The following is a 14,322-nucleotide window of genomic DNA, read 5'->3' as shown; positions in this document are numbered from 1 at the left end:
CTGATTCCCGGTCGGATCAAAAGGAGACGGGCATGTGGGGGCGGCGGCGCAAGACGGACGGTCGGCTCTGGGCGGCGGCCCATGAGGAACTGACGGACGCGACGGAGCTGGCGGGCCGGACGTACGCGCGCCTCGACCAGGAGCTCGCGCGCTTCGAGGGGACGCTGGAGGAGATCCGCTCCCTGCTCGGCCGCGGCGACGGTGTGCCGGTCCACGCCGTGCAGGCCCAGCTGGCACCGGCCCAGCAGGTGCTCCAGCCCTGCCGCGAGGCGCGGATCCACTACGAGGAGGCCCGCGACCTCTGGCGGCACCCCGAGACCGAGGACGCCCCGGCGCTCATCGAAGCGGCCGAGCGGTTCCGTGACCTCGCCGAGGCCGCCGAGGAGCTGATCGAGTCCCTCACCGACACGAACGTCCTCTTCGCCGAAGTGCGGGACAAGCTGGTCGCACTGCCCGCCAAGATCGCGCCGATCCGCGAGCGCATCCACGCCTCCCTCGCCGCCGCCCGCGCCGAGCTCGCCCGGCCCGGCGCCGCGGCCGCGGGCCGGTTCACCCTGGAGGCCCGGTTGCACGCCGCCGAGGACCGGCTGCGCGAGCTGGACGCCGGCCGCGTGGACGCGGAGGGCCGCGCGTTCACCGACCTCTACCGCGACCTCGAAGTCCGGATCGCGGAGGTCCGCGACGCGCTGGCCCGCGAGGGCGGCTGATGCTCCGGCGATCCCGCGGCCGCCCCGCCCACGCCGCCGACAAGCTCACCGCCCGCCGCAACGAGCTGGCCGAGCTGATCCGCCGCGCCGACCGGGCCCATGTGACCGTCGGCTACCGCATGGACGAACTCCTCGAAGCGCGCCGCCTGTTCGAGGACGTCCTGGACGCGCCCGGCATGCCCAGGAAGGCGGTCCGTGAACCGCTCAACGACCTGACCGCCGTCCAGGACCACCACCATCAGGCGACCGCCGAGTACGGGCAGATGCGCGCGCCGTGGGACGACGCCGCCCTCGCGGGGTCCGACCTCGACACGCTGACGGCCGGCGTCAAGCAGTTCAAGCGCTACCTCAAGGACAACGCCTCCGCCCTGAAGAGCCTGGAGACCCTCCTCCGCAGCCTCCAGGAGACCCGGTCCACCATGGAGGACCTGCGCTCCCGGATCACCCTCGTCCGCGACCGCGTCCTCGCCTCGTTCACGGCCGCCGAGCAGGAACTGGCCTGGTCCAACCCCATGGACCCCCGGCACCGGCCCCTCGCCGTCCGCCTGCACGCCCTCGGCGACGCCCTCGCCGCACTGGAGGCCGGCCGGACCGAGTTGAACCGCGTCCGCCACATTCCGGACCGGTACCGCGACATCGACGCGAAGGTCATGCACCTCCGCGACGAGATCCGCGTCCTCAGACCGTGGCGCTGAGCGCTCCCTCCCGGGCCGCCCGGGCGACGAAGGCGGCCCAGGAGGGGGCGGGGAAGGTGAGGCGGGTGCGGTGAGGGGACTTGGAGTCCCGGACGGGGACCATGCCGGGTATGTCATCGATGACTTCGACGCAGCCGTCCGAACCACCGCCCCCGCCGCCGCTGTAGCTGCTCTTGCGCCATGCCGCTGCTCTCATGCTCACGTCCGTACTCCTCTGCCACCGTTTCGATCAACGCCAGGGAGTCCCTCGGTGAAAGCGCGGTCGCCCTCACGAACTCAAGGGCCCTGTTGTACCGAGCGACCTTGACGGGGTTGTCGTGCAGGCCGCCTGACATGGCGCCCTCCGTGTAGACCACTGGCGGAGCGTCCTCGAACTCCATGACCTTCACATCCCCGTGCAGCGCCGGTACCCCCACGCTGTACGGCACCACTTGCAGCACGATGCGCCGCCTACGCACCATCGCCGCCAAGTGGTTCAACTGCTCGTGCATCACAGCCGCACCGCCGACCGGTCGCCGGAGCACACTTTCGTCGATAATCACCCACAACAATGGACGTGTTGGGTCATCGAGGATGAGCTGGCGCTTCATCCTGGGGGCGGCCCACGCGTCGACGGTCTCCTCCGACTCCAGCGGCCAGGCCCCGCGAATGACCGCCTTGGCGTAGGCCTCCGTCTGCACCAGCCCTGGTACGAACCTCATGCCGTACTCGTGGAGGGCCACTGCCAGCCCTTCGAGGTACCGGGCACCCTCGAAGTAGTCGTCATACTCCGATTCGGCGTCGATCAATTCCGAGCAGATCCGCTCGAAGATCCCATCCGTCCCCAGCTCGGCATCGATCCGCTTCGCGTAGTCGAGCTGTGGCTTGCGCACGGCCGACTCGAACTGTCCGAGGTACGAGCCGGAGCAGGCGACCCGGTCGCCCAGCTCGTTCTGTGTGAGCCCAGCCTCCTCCCGCTTCCGCTTCAACTCCTGTCCGAAGAAGCGCCACCCGAACTTCGACGGCTTGGACCGTCCCCCTCCAACACCCTTGGCCACAGCCTAACTCCCCTGCGCAGCACGGCAATTGCATCCAGACCTGGCTTGCCGAGCGTAGTTTCACGCCACCACGCTGGAAGCTCCTTCCATCCAGCACAACCCGAAGGGGACGTTCCGTGTCGTACCGCGAAGGGGCCTACGTCGTGGACACGCGTACCGCGACGCTCGCACAGGTCATGGCCGTCGTCGGCCGTCGCGTCTACGTGAGGCCGCCGGGCGGCGGCCGCGAGTGGGACGTCCCGCCGGAGGCGCTGCGCCTGGCGACGCGCGAGGAGCGCGCCACGGGGGAGGCGGAGCAGTGAGCGCCAGCTGCCCAGTGGGCGGTGGTCGCGTGAACGCCCTCGCGGACGCCCGTCCGGGCGCGGTCCTGCTCGTCCCGTGGCGGACGAGGTACAGCGATCAGCGGATCACCGTCCGCCTGACCGTCTCCGAGGATGGCCGGCGCGCGGAGGGCCGCTTCGTCGGCCCGGCCGGCCCGGCGAACGGCCCGTGCGCCCCTCCCCCGCCGCCGCAGGACCTCTCCGCGGAGGGCGATGTCTCGACGACGACGCTCACGGAGGCGGAATTCCTGCGGCCGGAGGCGGCGTTCGTGCTGGGGCTCCGGCTGCGGGCGTGCCGCCAGTACACGTCGGAGAAGGCGCGTTACGGCACGCGCCCGGTGTGGCTGCGGGCGCTGGACGACGACCCGTCCTGGGCGTGCGTCCTCTTCCGCGAGGACGAGACGCTGACGACCCTCGTCTGGCAGGGCGGCCCGCGCCGCCTCTGGGACGAGGCGGAGGCGGCGTACGTCTGGTGGCTGGGCCGGGGGTCGCCGGGGCCGGAGCGGTTCGGGCTGACGGTGGACGGGGAGGGGAGCCGGGTGTGGCTGGACGGGCCGGGGGGTGTGATCAGTTGCGGAAGTGCTCCCGGATCATGCGGGCGACAGGAGTGAAGATCAGGAACGGGATCAGGAACCAGCCACCGGCCTCCCAGAACCTCTGCAAGTCGCCCTGGGCGGGGCGCCCGACGAGGGCCGGGGTACAGCCGTAGGCCACGCCCAGGGCGAAGAGGGCGTGGACCGCCTGCGTCACCGGCGACCAGGAGCTCGCGCTCAGGTCGTCCTCGTCAAGGCCCAGGGAGAACATGAAGGCCCAGGGCAGCATGACGAACCCGAAGATGCCTCCAATCACCACCCCGAAAGGCTCATCGGCGCTGACGCTCAGCAGGTCCACGTCCCACTTGCCCTTCGCCAGCCGCGTGAGCTCCTCCGACCTCGCGGTGTAACCGCCGAGTTCGGGCTTGCCCTGCGCCCAGAGAACGGATATCCGCTGCCCGACGCGCCGGGGCTTGGTCGTCCATACCGGTTCGAGGGCCAGGCGTGTGGGCCCGCCGGGGATCGACACCGTCATCGCCGTGCGATAACTGACCACACGTGATGGGTCATCGTCGTCGTACGTCTTGTCCACGATCCGTGGAGGCTCGGCGACGATCGCGGTCGCGACTTCGGCGCCCGCGCGCTGGAGAACCACCTGCCGGCTCTCCTGCCCCGGCAGGCCCAGCAGTGCGGCGGCGGTGAGGGAAGCCGCGAGCAGGAGGAGGTTCCTGGCGAGCTGCCGGATCTTGATCCACCACTCGTTGTCCCGGGGTGCCGCGTACACCGAGTCCCACATCCGGCGCGGGTCTTCCGGCAGCGCCTTCTGCAGGGAGACGGCCGCGGCGGTCATGGAACGGACCATCCAACGCCTGCCGTTCGCCCGGCGGACCCACAGCAGCACCACTCGCACAACGGCCGCGCCCGCCATGGTCCAGGCGCAGACGAGGACGCCGGTGTGCGGCGCCGGCTGAGGGCCTATCCCCAGGCCCACACGATGGCCGCCAGCGCGGCGGCGAACGCCAGGCCCGCGCTCGCGCGTACGGCCCAGGTCAGCGCGTCGTGAGCGCGCATAAGACCCTCTTTATGGCAATAAGGACGCACGAAACGTGCGCGATGTACGGCCATTCGATCATGGAATGAGCCGAGACGACAGACACGTTCCGCGCGCCTCCGCAACCACTAGTTGCGCGCCCGCACGATCTCGTTCACAATAGATGCAGCGGCGGAGCTGTGCCCCCAACAAGGCACCGGCATCCGCCGCTTCGCGTTGAGCGGCCCGTGCGTACGGACGACACGGGCGCCCACTCCTTCCCAGCACGCCCCCGCGTCCCGCGCGGGCCGCTCGGCGCGCCTGTCCACAGACAAGGAGCCCCCTACCGATGGAAGCCCCGATCACGTTCCCCGATGTGGAACGCCTCATCATCGACAACTTGAAGTTCCGGTCGGAGTTCGCCGGGGTGGAAATCGACAACCGCCCGGCCGCCGACTTCGACGGCAAGCGGAAGGCGGTGCTGGTCTCGCGGACCGGCGGCGCCTGGGTGGACGACCTCCACCTGGACCAGCCGCTGGTCGAGTTGGAGGTCTACGGGCCGGACAAGACGGCGGCGCACGCGCTGTCGCTGCTCGTCCGCACGGCTCTCCTCCAGCTCAGGGGCACGGTCTACGGCTCGGCGGTCGTCCACGACGTCGTCGAGACGGAGGCGGTGCGCTGGTTCCCGGACTTCAACCGGCCGGGGGCGAACCGCTACCGCACGACGGTGTGGCTGGCCCTCCGCCCCGTCTCCTGACCTTCTCGCATTCCACCGGGCCCCGCCGACCGTCGGCGGGGCCTTTCTCATCCCTCTCACAAGGAGAACCCCATGCAGAACCCCAACGAGATCCGCGTTGCCGGCACCGGCCGGATCCTCCTGGCCAAGGTCGGCACCGACGCTCCGGCGGACACCACCACCGAGTGGGGCTCCGCCTGGCACGACCTGGGCTACACCAGCACCGACGGCGTGAAGTTCGGCCGCAAGGGCAAGACTGCCAACGTCGACACCTGGCAGTCGCTGACCCCGGCGCGCACGATCTACACCGAGCGTGAGCTGACCGTGAAGTTCGGCATGCTCCAGCTGAACGAGGACACCCTGCCGTTCTTCTTCGGCGGCGGCGACGTCGTCGAGACCGCCCCCAACTCGGGCCTCTACAAGTACGAGATCCAGAGCGACCAGGGCGAGGACGAGCGCGCGCTCGGCATCGAGTTCAACGACGGCGCGGACGTGCGATACCGCTTCGTCATTCCGCGCGGCCTGGTGACCGTCAGCGACGACATCGACCTCAACCGCAAGGGCGCGGTCAAGCTGGGCGTCACCTTCACCGCCCTGTCCTCCAAGCCGGGTGCCTCGCTGGCGACTTGGCTGATGAAGGACAAGGCGTACGCGGTCGGCGCGGCCAAGTAATTCCCTTCTCCGGCGGGTGCCGCCCCGTGCACAGGGCGGCACCCGCCCTTGTTCCCCTCCCCATCTCCACCTTCCCAACAGGAGCCAGTAATGCCCGCATTCGACGTCAACGCCGCCCGCGCCCAGCGCCTTGAGGCCCAGGGCCGCGCCTGGTCCTTCACCCTGGACGGCGACACCTTCGAACTCCCCACGGAGATCAACCACCGCACCGCCCGTGCCCTGCGCGAGCTCGACGACAACGACGTGGACGGCCTGCTGGGCCTGCTGATGGGCAAGGACCAGTACGCCCGCTTCGCGGAGCACGACGTCACGATGCAGGACATCGCGGCGATCCTGGAGGCGTACGGCAAGGAGACGGGGCTGGGCCTGGGGGAAGACTGAGCCTCGACGCGTTCGTAGAGGAACACGCCGAGGCTCTCGAAGCCGATCTGCTGCGGCATTACGGCGTGGATTTGCTGGACTGGCACCGCGGGTCGTTGTCTTCGCGACGGCTCGCGGTGCTGGTGAAGCATTTGCCACGTGACAGCGCGGTCAATCGCGATCTGCACGGCGAGGCCGTGGAGTGGGACGCCAACACCCATCTCCTCGCGGCGATCACCGACCACCTGGCGGTCGCCAACTGGATCACCATCTCGATGAACAGCGATGAGGAAGCGGAGCCGCTGCCCTATCCGGAACCAGTACCGCGGCCAGGTCTCGAGGAGTCCGCTCCCGGGGCGACCGGACTCCCGGACGAAGAGCAACAGCCGTCCCCCGCGCTCCCTGATCCCGATCAACTGGCCCGGTTCTTCAACTGAGACCGGCCCCATCACTGTCTGACCGCTCACGAGGAACGACGCGTAACTACGCCAATTCCGTGCCCGACTTCGACCCCAGGCACCACAGCGGCTACACGCTCTTCGCCGACTCGATGCACACGGACCTCACGGAGATCACGGAGATCACGCGCGGCATCGTGGCCACCCTCAGGAAGGACCCGGACACGGGGGGAGAGGTATACGTCGCCAAGCAGACGCTGAAGACGGAGCATTTGAGCCCGGAGTGACGCGACGGGCCGGCGCGCGTGATCACCGCGCGCCGCGACCAGTTGACAAAACTCTTCACGCGAGTTGCAGAACGTCAGCCGACAAGAGATTTCACGGCAAAGACAACACTGAGTCCGCCTACGACAGCAACGGCGATCCAGATAAGAAGTAGCTCATTACCTGCATAATCCGGCAAAATCGCCTGCTGAGGATCACTCGGATTATAGAGCACCTTCACCCTATCCCCAGGCGCGAGCGCGGGCTCACGATAGTAGGAAGTCTGTACTTCTATCGGCTCCCCTCCCTCGGGAGTGAAGACGCAAACACTGGCAACGCGCCTTTCATTCCATTTGTTGTGATCGCACACCGCTTCGGCAGGGACGCCTTTCCGCCTGACACTCGTCATTCGCGACAACTGCACCAGCATCCAAACCGCTGCAGCCCCGAGCACCATAGCAACGACCAATCTCGACAACTCCCTTGCGCCACATCTCCACCAGCCCGAACGGTTGATCGAAATCGTAGCAAGGCCACCGTCGCGCAGACCAGCTCTCCGTTACCCAAAGGAGGAGACAGGTGCCATCAGATCCCGTTGGAACAGCTCCGGAATTTCCGGAATATCCACCTTTTACCGTCCCGAATCCAATCCCCCAGGGAACACCGATCGACTGGGAAAAGACCGTAAACGAGCTCTGGGGCGGAATTAAGCAGTCCGTAGAGAGCTTCTTCGGGAAAGCCCAGCTCCACAAGACCGGTGGCGTCCAAGGCCTCACCACATCTGCTCAGCTCGTCAAAATCGACCCCTCCCTCGTCAAGTACGACGAAAAGGGTTTGACCATCGCAGGCGTGCAGGTATTCGAGAACAAGACGACGTCTCTCAACGATCTGTTCTCGAAGCGGATCAAAAACGCCAAGGAGAAGTTCCCCTCTCTGGCCGGCGGAAAGGCTCCGAGCAAGCCGGACGTGGGCAAGGAAGCACTAGCCCTTGCCAAGACGGCGAACAAACGGCTGGACGCATTGCGGGACGCAGCACGCAATGGCCGTCCCGCCGCACAACAAAGCGGGGGTCCCCGTCAGTCAAGACCTGCCGGACCACAGCCGCGCATGCGGCAGCCCTTGTTCTCCACCAAGACCGCCCGGATGGTCCGCGATCTGGAGACCCGGGTCCGCAGTCTCGAAACCGCACTGGGTTGACGAAGTCGAATCGGAGTCCCCACACAGCGAATCGGATGAACCATGTCTCTCATATCTTCACTCACCCGCGCTGCGGGCGGCGCCCGGAACTTCAAGACCGCACACGACGCCGCCGGCAAGTCCGCCGGAAACCTCGGCAAGCAACTCGGCGGCGTCAACACCCACATGGGCAAGGCAAAGACCAACGCCCAGCACCTCGGCCGCGAGTTCAAGGTCGTCAAGACCAACGGCGACCAGTCCGCCAAGGCCATCGCCAAGAACGGCAAGGAGGCCGGCAAGGCGGCCGGGCCGCTGGGCAAGTACGGCCGTCAGGTCAAGAACGCCGACGGCAAAACCAAGGGTCTGAACAAGACCATGAAGGGCAACGTCATCGGGATGTTGCTCGACCTCTTCGCACCGCTCATCGAGAAGGTCGTCGCCATGGCGTCCAAGTCGAAGACGATGCAGAAGATCATGAAGAAGGCCTTCTCCGTCATCAAGACGGCCGTCGAGAAGTCGATGACGGTCATCAAGCCCATCATGAAGGCCACCGGCGCGCTGATGGACCTCGTCTGGAAGGGCATCAAGCTCGCGATCCTGCCGGTGCTCGGCTGGATCGTCAGCGACATCCCCAGCGGCTTCCGGCACGTCAAGGACGCGATGAAGAGCGCCTGGGACGCCCTGCCCACGTGGGCCCAGAACATCTTCAAGGGCATCCTCAACGCCGCCACGTTCCCCCTCCGGTCGATGATCTCGCTCATCAACTCTGCGATCCGGGCCGTGAACGGCATCCACGTCTCCGTCCCGAGCTGGGTGCCGCTCATCGGCGGCAAGGGCTTCACGATCAACATCCCGGAGATCCCGAACATCCCGACGTTCGCCCAGGGCGGCATCGTCTCGCCGCGCAGCGGCGGTCTTCCCGCGATCGTCGCCGAGGCGGGCGAGTCCGAGGCCGTCATGCCGCTGTCGAAGCTCGACCGGCTGCTGACCCGGACGGCTGTCGAGAGCCGACTGGCCTCCGCCGGGGTCGGCGGCACGGCCGCGGGGGCCGGATTCCACATCGAGAACTACTACGCCACGCAGGCGAGCGATCCCCAAGAGACGGCCACGTCCCTGATGTTCCTGGCCAAGGCCCGCGGCTGATGCGGACGCGCTCGGCACCAACGAAGGAAAGGAGGAAACCCCATGGCGGCGGCAGTCGCAACGGCACTCCCCCGCAACCCACTCGCCAATACCTCCGGAGCCTTCGCCGGCTTCGCCTCGGCCCTCGGGCGGATCGTACGTAGTGTGCAGACGGGCACCCGGCAGGTGGTCTCCACCTCCCGCGTCCTCGATCGCCTCAACCGTGGATCGGCCCAGATCACCCAGCCCTTCAAGCAGGCCGCGACAGGCATGGACGGCGCGGGACGGGCCGCGGGGAACAACGGCAGGGAGAGCAACAAGGCCACGGGCAGCCTGCGGAAGAACGCGACCGCGGTCCAGCAGGTCAACCGCTCGAAAAAGGGCTTCAACCTCCGCAACGCGGCCTTCTCCAAGGGCCTGGCCCTCTTCGGCAAGCTCGGCGGCAAACTCGCCGGCCTCGTCGGAAAGTTCTCCACCGTGACCGGGATCGCCAGCGGCGTGATGCAGGCCGTGAACCTGGTGATGAAGGGCAACCCCCTCGCCCTCCTCGCCACCCTCCTCCTCCCCATGGCCGGGCAGCTCATCGAGTTCGCCATGAACTCGGAGACCGGCAAGCAGATCATGGAGGAGGTGTTCTCCGCGGCGTCGAGCATGATCTCGGGCGCCATGGCGGTGATCAAGCCGCACATCGAGTTCGGCCTCGCCCTCGTCACCGGCGTCTTCGCCGGCATCAAGCTCTTCCTCGAACCGGCGAAGAAGTTCCTCACGGGCGACATCTCCGGCGGAGTCAAGGCCACGGGCAAGGCGTGGGAGCAACTCATCCACGGGCTCGGCGAGTTCATCAAGACCGGCTTCCTCATGGCCGTCGGCATCCTGAAGGCCCCGGTCAACGGGATCATCGGCTTCGCCAACAAGGTGATCGACGCGCTGAACACCGTCCACGTCAGTCTCCTCGGCAAGAAGTTCGGCTTCGACCTGGACCGCATCCCGATGCTCGCGCAGGGCGGCATCGTCTCCCCGCGCGACGGCGGCGTCCCCGTGATCCTCGCGGAGGCCGGCGAGGCCGAGGCCGTCCTCCCGATGTCGAAGCTCGGCCAACTCCTCGCCCGCACCAGGGAACTGGCCGGCGCGGCGGCCACCGGCAGGCCGCGCCTGGCCGCCTACCACGAGCCCGAGGGCCGCGGCTCCCACGGCATCGCGGAGGAACTGCTCTTCCTCGCACAGACCCACAGCAGCAGAAGGTGAGGCCCCCTCACATGCCACCGACCACCACAACCACACAACAGCCTCCCGGCTCACTGATCACCCAGGACGGGCAGATCCAGTGGGCCGGACTGCTGATCGGCCCCGGTACCGACTACCAGGTCGCGGACAGCGGACTCACCGGCTGGGCGGATCTGCCCGGGCTGGACAGCGGGGACGTCCTCCGCCCCGACCAGCACGGCGCCTGGCCCGGCTCGCTGTGGTCCCAGTCCCGTACCGTCACCGCGCCGATCTGGCTCCTGCCGGAGGACCGGTCCGAGGCCGCCGCCGTCACCCGCGCCTTCAACGCCGCGACCGCCGTCCACACCGGCGAGCAGTGGCTGGCCGTGCGCCTGCACGGCGAGACGCTGGCCTGCCGGGCGCGGGTGACCCAGCGCGTCGTCCCGCACGACCGGATGTTCGCCACCCGGGGCGCGGCCAAGGCGACCGTGCAGTGGGTCTGCGCCGACCCCCGCCGCTTCGGCATCGAGGAGCAGGTCGCGCGGGCCGGGCTGCCGCAGCCGGAGAGCGGCCTGACCTGGCGGCACGGGAGCGGCGGGAACGGCGAGAACGGCGGCACCGACAGGAACGGCACCGACAGCCTGAAGTGGCCGCTCGACTGGGGCCGCAGCGGCTCCGCCGGCCTCGTCACCGCCGTCAACACCGGTGACGCGCCGACCAGCCCCGTCATCGAGTTCCGGGGCCAGGTCACCCGCCCGTCCCTCGTCCGCCTCAGCGACGGCCTGCGGATCGAGTACGACATCACGCTCGCCCCGTCGGACGTCCTGACCATCGACACCAACAGCGGCACCGTGACGCTCAACGGCACCGCCTCGCGCCTGCACACCGCGACACCGTTCTCGACGCCGGAGCAGCTCTTCCAACTCGCCCCGGGCGAGAACCAGTTCGCCTTCCGCGCCGAGCCCGGCGCCCCGGGCGACGGCGCCTCGGTGACCGTCACCTGGCGCAACGCCCACTGGTGACGGCCGTCGCGCCGACGACGTCCCGTACCCACACCACCCCTTGGAGAACGACATGAACATCGGCAGTGCGTGGCTGCTCAACACCGACGGCAACGGCGAGGGCGGCCAGTCCCGCCTGGACACCCGGCTCTCCCCGCTCGGCACCATGGCCCCGACCGGCACCCTCACCTCCCGGCCCGGAGTGATCCCCGGCTCCGCGGACGGCAGCCGCTACATCGACGGCCTCTGGGTCGACAACAACGGCACCGGCATGAGCACCAAGGTCAACCCGGGCCGCGCGGTCGTCCAGGGCTCCCCGGCGGCCGGCGCCTACCCGGTCTACGTCCCCGAGACCACCAGCATCACCTTCGCCGACGGCGACGCCGGCAACCCCCGCGTGGACCTGGTCGTCCTGCGGATCTACGACGACCAGCAGGACGCCTCCGGCAGGACCGGCGCCGTCATCGAGATCGTCCCGGGCCTCCCCGCCGCCTACCCGGTCGCCCCGGCGGTGCCCGCGGCCTGCCTGCCGCTGGCCGAGGTCTTCGTCAAGGCCGGCGCCTCCACCGGCAACGGCGGCATCGACTGGAGCACCGCGGTGATCGACCGCCGCCAGGCGACCGTCGCCGTCGGCGGCATCATCCCCGCGGACCGGGGCGTCAGCTACCCCGGCGCCTACCCGGGCCAGTACCGCGACAACGGCCGCGGCCTGCAGCGCTGGGACGGCAAGTCGTGGCGGGACATGCGTCCGACGTGGCAGGAGTACCAGCCGGTGTGGGGTGCCGAGGAAGGGAAGGTCTCGCCCCAGATCGGCAACGGCTCGATCAGCGGCCGGTACATCCAGGACGGCCCGCAGGTGCAGTTCTACGCCTCGCTGCGGATCGGCTCCACCACCAAGTGGGGCGGTGCCGGCCAGAACGGCAACTGGTTCCTGACCCTCCCGGTCCCGCCGTCCCTCGCCATGCCCGGCAACTTCCGCGCCCGCACCGGACCGGACGGCGGCGGGTACTACTTCGGCGGCTGCTACGTCTACAAGACCACCGCCAAGGACGCGTTCACCACCCGCGTCCCGGCCGGCACCGGCGTGGCCCGCGGCTGGTCCTGCAGCGCCACGGACGGCAGGGCGACCGGCATCTGGGTGGACGCCGACTACCCGGCCACCCCGCAGGACGGTTCCTGGTACGAGGTGTGGGGCTCCTACGAGGTCGACGCATGAGGCGCACGACGCCGCAGGCCGACGTCACCTACCGGGCCCTGTTCTGCGACCTGCTCACCGACCGGGTCATCGACGCCCTCCCGCTCACCGACGTCGAGTTCGACGACTACATCGGCAAGGCGGGCTCGCTCCGCGGCACCGTCCCCCTCCCCGACGAGGCGCTGGCCCGGCGGGCCCGCGCCGCGCTCCGGCCCGGCCGCACCGCGGTCTGGCTGGAGCGCGGCTCCGAGATCTGGTGGGGCGGCATCCTGTGGACGACCACGGCGTCCGGGGACGAGCGCGGCCGGCTCCAGGTGCAGATCCAGGCCGGGACGTTCGACTCCTACCTGGACCACCGGATCCTGCCCGAGAAGAAGGTCTTCAAGAACCGCGACCAGTTCGACATCGTCCGCGAGCTGATCTCCGACGTCCAGTCCCAGCGGGGCGGGAACATCGGGATCACCTTCACCGGCGACATGTCCCACGTCGAGTACCCGGAGATCGAGTTCGCCTACACCGACCTCATGCGGGTGCAGGAGATCATCGACAACCTCGGCAAGCGGCGGAACGGCTTCGAGTGGCGGATCCACTGCTTCCGCGACCCGGGGACGGGCCGCCGGGTCAAGCGCCTCCAGCTGGGCTGCCCCAAGATCGAGGCCGGCCGGGAGGACATCGTCCTCGACCGTCCCGGACAGATCCTCACCTACAGCCTGCCCTCCGACGCCACCGTCCAGGCGAACGTCGTGGTCATCCGCGGCGAGTCCGCCAACCGGGACCAGGCGTCCGCCTCCGTGCCGCAACTGTCGGACCCCCAGGTGCAGGTGGCGGACCTCGAAGAGGGCTGGCCCAGGCTGGAGTTCACGGACGACCAGAGCGGCGTCCAGGACAAGGCCCTGCTCGACGACCTGGCCCGCGCGGCGCTCGACCGCATGCACCGCCCGGAGTTCATCCCCGAGGTCACCATCCGCATGGACGACCGGATCAGCCCCGCCCTCATCGGCTCCCGGGTCCGGCTGCGCATCCGCGACGGCTGGCACGAGGAAGCCCCCGACCGCAGCTTCCGCGTGGTGGGCCTCTCCGTCAGCCCGCCGTCCCGCGGCAAGGCCGAGACCGCCAAGCTCATCCTGGAGGAGAAGACCTATGGCCGCGATTCCTCTTGACCTCCTGGACCGCCTCCGCGCCCTCGAACGCCAGGTCCGCGGCCTGATGGGCAGCGCCAACACCCGCCCCGCCATGGACCGCGTCCAGGGCGGCAACGTCGTCATCAGCGACGGCGGCCAGCTCGCCGTCCGCGACAGCGAGGGCGAGAAGGGCGCCGAGCTGCTCTACATCGGCAAGAGCCCCGACGTCTTCCCCAACCGGCCCGACGGCCGGGGGCAGACCGGCTTCATGCTGCGCCGCGACGACGGATCGGTCGCGATGGCGGTGCGTTCCGAGGCGCCGGACATCGAACCGCGCCAGTCGGTGCGGATCTTCGACGGCAAGAGCAACGCGATCGTCGCCGACGACACCTCCGGCGAGGGCCTGGCCCGGCCCTACATCCCGTATCCGCAGCCGGCCGCCGCCAGCCCCGCGCGCTGGGAGTCGACGTCGTCCGCCGACTGGACGACGCTCTACCGCACCGACGCCATCGTGCAGCACCCCAGCCTCCACTGCCTCGTCGAGGCGACGGAGGGCGGCGAGGTGCGGCTCCTCGTGAACGGCGTTCAGGTGGGCCCGGTCGGCACCGGCCGGCTGGAGTTCACCGCGCCCGTCGGCGTGCCCTTCGACACCCGCGTCACCTTCGAGGTGCAGGCCCGCGTCACCACGCCGGGCGCCACCGTCGCCTGCTCGCCCGGCGCGCTCTACGGCCTCAAGTCCTGACCTCTCCCGA

General features: G+C 69.1%; 20 protein-coding genes. 16 read left to right on the top strand and 4 right to left on the bottom strand.

What is annotated here, in order from left to right; all coding sequences use genetic code 11:
• The first annotated feature begins 32 nt into the window (after nt 1-32).
• Both AC230_RS25590 and AC230_RS25585 read left to right on the top strand, forming a co-directional pair.
• Entirely contained in the window at nt 33-707 is a 675-nt protein-coding gene (locus AC230_RS25590) for a hypothetical protein (protein ID WP_049718659.1), read from the top strand.
• Nucleotides 707-1,402: a hypothetical protein gene (locus AC230_RS25585; protein ID WP_049718658.1), complete on the top strand. Its 696-nt coding sequence runs from the start codon at nt 707-709 to the stop codon at nt 1,400-1,402. Before AC230_RS25590 ends, AC230_RS25585 begins: the two co-directional genes overlap by 1 nt.
• Here AC230_RS25585 and AC230_RS25580 read toward each other — a convergent pair.
• A complete protein-coding gene (locus AC230_RS25580; RefSeq protein ID WP_049718657.1) occupies nt 1,386-1,598 on the bottom strand; it encodes a DUF397 domain-containing protein in 213 nt (70 codons plus the stop codon). The genes AC230_RS25585 and AC230_RS25580 overlap by 17 nt on opposite strands.
• Entirely contained in the window at nt 1,516-2,439 is a 924-nt protein-coding gene (locus AC230_RS25575; protein WP_078871560.1) for a helix-turn-helix domain-containing protein, read from the bottom strand. The genes AC230_RS25580 and AC230_RS25575 overlap by 83 nt, the downstream gene beginning before the upstream one ends.
• Nucleotides 2,440-2,555: 116 nt before the next feature.
• Here AC230_RS25575 and AC230_RS25570 point away from each other — a divergent pair, with 116 nt between their 5' ends.
• Nucleotides 2,556-2,741, top strand: coding sequence for a hypothetical protein (locus AC230_RS25570; RefSeq protein ID WP_049718656.1), 186 nt, complete (start codon nt 2,556-2,558; stop codon nt 2,739-2,741).
• Between the two features lie 29 nt (nt 2,742-2,770).
• Nucleotides 2,771-3,370, top strand: a complete 600-nt coding sequence (locus AC230_RS25565) for a methyltransferase domain-containing protein (RefSeq protein WP_049718655.1) — start codon at nt 2,771-2,773, stop codon at nt 3,368-3,370.
• Here AC230_RS25565 and AC230_RS25560 read toward each other — a convergent pair.
• On the bottom strand, nt 3,327-4,142 hold the full coding sequence (locus AC230_RS25560) for a hypothetical protein (protein ID WP_157868661.1): 816 nt from the start codon (nt 4,140-4,142) through the stop codon (nt 3,327-3,329). The two genes, AC230_RS25565 and AC230_RS25560, sit on opposite strands and share 44 nt — an antisense overlap.
• A 529-nt stretch (nt 4,143-4,671) precedes the next feature.
• Between AC230_RS25560 and AC230_RS25555 the strand changes: the two genes are divergently transcribed.
• From AC230_RS25555 to AC230_RS25535, 5 genes are all read left to right on the top strand, one after another.
• Nucleotides 4,672-5,079, top strand: a complete 408-nt coding sequence (locus AC230_RS25555) for a hypothetical protein (RefSeq protein ID WP_049718653.1) — start codon at nt 4,672-4,674, stop codon at nt 5,077-5,079.
• A 72-nt stretch (nt 5,080-5,151) separates the two neighbouring features.
• Nucleotides 5,152-5,730: a phage tail tube protein gene (locus AC230_RS25550; protein ID WP_049718652.1), complete on the top strand. Its 579-nt coding sequence runs from the start codon at nt 5,152-5,154 to the stop codon at nt 5,728-5,730.
• A 90-nt stretch (nt 5,731-5,820) separates the two neighbouring features.
• The gene (locus AC230_RS25545) at nt 5,821-6,111 is read left to right on the top strand and encodes a hypothetical protein (RefSeq protein ID WP_049718651.1); all 291 of its coding nucleotides are present in this window, start codon (nt 5,821-5,823) and stop codon (nt 6,109-6,111) included.
• Between the two features lie 65 nt (nt 6,112-6,176).
• Nucleotides 6,177-6,527, top strand: a complete 351-nt coding sequence (locus AC230_RS25540) for a hypothetical protein (RefSeq protein ID WP_049718650.1) — start codon at nt 6,177-6,179, stop codon at nt 6,525-6,527.
• A gap of 59 nt (nt 6,528-6,586) precedes the next feature.
• On the top strand, nt 6,587-6,775 hold the full coding sequence (locus AC230_RS25535) for a hypothetical protein (RefSeq protein ID WP_049718649.1): 189 nt from the start codon (nt 6,587-6,589) through the stop codon (nt 6,773-6,775).
• A 74-nt stretch (nt 6,776-6,849) separates the two neighbouring features.
• Here AC230_RS25535 and AC230_RS31525 read toward each other — a convergent pair whose 3' ends face one another.
• A complete protein-coding gene (locus AC230_RS31525; protein WP_157868660.1) occupies nt 6,850-7,221 on the bottom strand; it encodes a DUF3592 domain-containing protein in 372 nt (123 codons plus the stop codon).
• Between the two features lie 110 nt (nt 7,222-7,331).
• Between AC230_RS31525 and AC230_RS32775 the strand changes: the two genes are divergently transcribed.
• From AC230_RS32775 to AC230_RS25505, 7 genes are read left to right on the top strand one after another with little or no spacing between them, the layout of a single operon-like run.
• Nucleotides 7,332-7,949, top strand: coding sequence for a hypothetical protein (locus tag AC230_RS32775; RefSeq protein WP_157868659.1), 618 nt, complete (start codon nt 7,332-7,334; stop codon nt 7,947-7,949).
• A gap of 42 nt (nt 7,950-7,991) precedes the next feature.
• Complete coding sequence (locus AC230_RS25530) at nt 7,992-9,071, top strand: hypothetical protein (RefSeq protein ID WP_049718648.1); 1,080 nt, start codon at nt 7,992-7,994, stop codon at nt 9,069-9,071.
• Nucleotides 9,072-9,113: 42 nt separating this feature from the next.
• Complete coding sequence (locus tag AC230_RS25525; RefSeq protein WP_157868658.1) at nt 9,114-10,295, top strand: hypothetical protein; 1,182 nt, start codon at nt 9,114-9,116, stop codon at nt 10,293-10,295.
• A gap of 11 nt (nt 10,296-10,306) precedes the next feature.
• The gene (locus AC230_RS25520; protein WP_049718646.1) at nt 10,307-11,275 is read left to right on the top strand and encodes a phage distal tail protein; all 969 of its coding nucleotides are present in this window, start codon (nt 10,307-10,309) and stop codon (nt 11,273-11,275) included.
• A 52-nt stretch (nt 11,276-11,327) separates the two neighbouring features.
• A complete protein-coding gene (locus AC230_RS25515; RefSeq protein ID WP_053161377.1) occupies nt 11,328-12,470 on the top strand; it encodes a hypothetical protein in 1,143 nt (380 codons plus the stop codon).
• Nucleotides 12,467-13,609: a hypothetical protein gene (locus AC230_RS25510; RefSeq protein WP_049718645.1), complete on the top strand. Its 1,143-nt coding sequence runs from the start codon at nt 12,467-12,469 to the stop codon at nt 13,607-13,609. Before AC230_RS25515 ends, AC230_RS25510 begins: the two co-directional genes overlap by 4 nt.
• On the top strand, nt 13,590-14,312 hold the full coding sequence (locus AC230_RS25505) for a hypothetical protein (RefSeq protein ID WP_049718644.1): 723 nt from the start codon (nt 13,590-13,592) through the stop codon (nt 14,310-14,312). Before AC230_RS25510 ends, AC230_RS25505 begins: the two co-directional genes overlap by 20 nt.
• Nucleotides 14,313-14,322: the final 10 nt, after the last annotated feature.

This window comes from Streptomyces caatingaensis, from assembly GCF_001187435.1.
GTDB classification, from domain to species: Bacteria; Actinomycetota; Actinomycetes; order Streptomycetales; family Streptomycetaceae; genus Streptomyces; species Streptomyces caatingaensis.
This window is presented reverse-complemented; position numbering and strand designations above follow the sequence as displayed.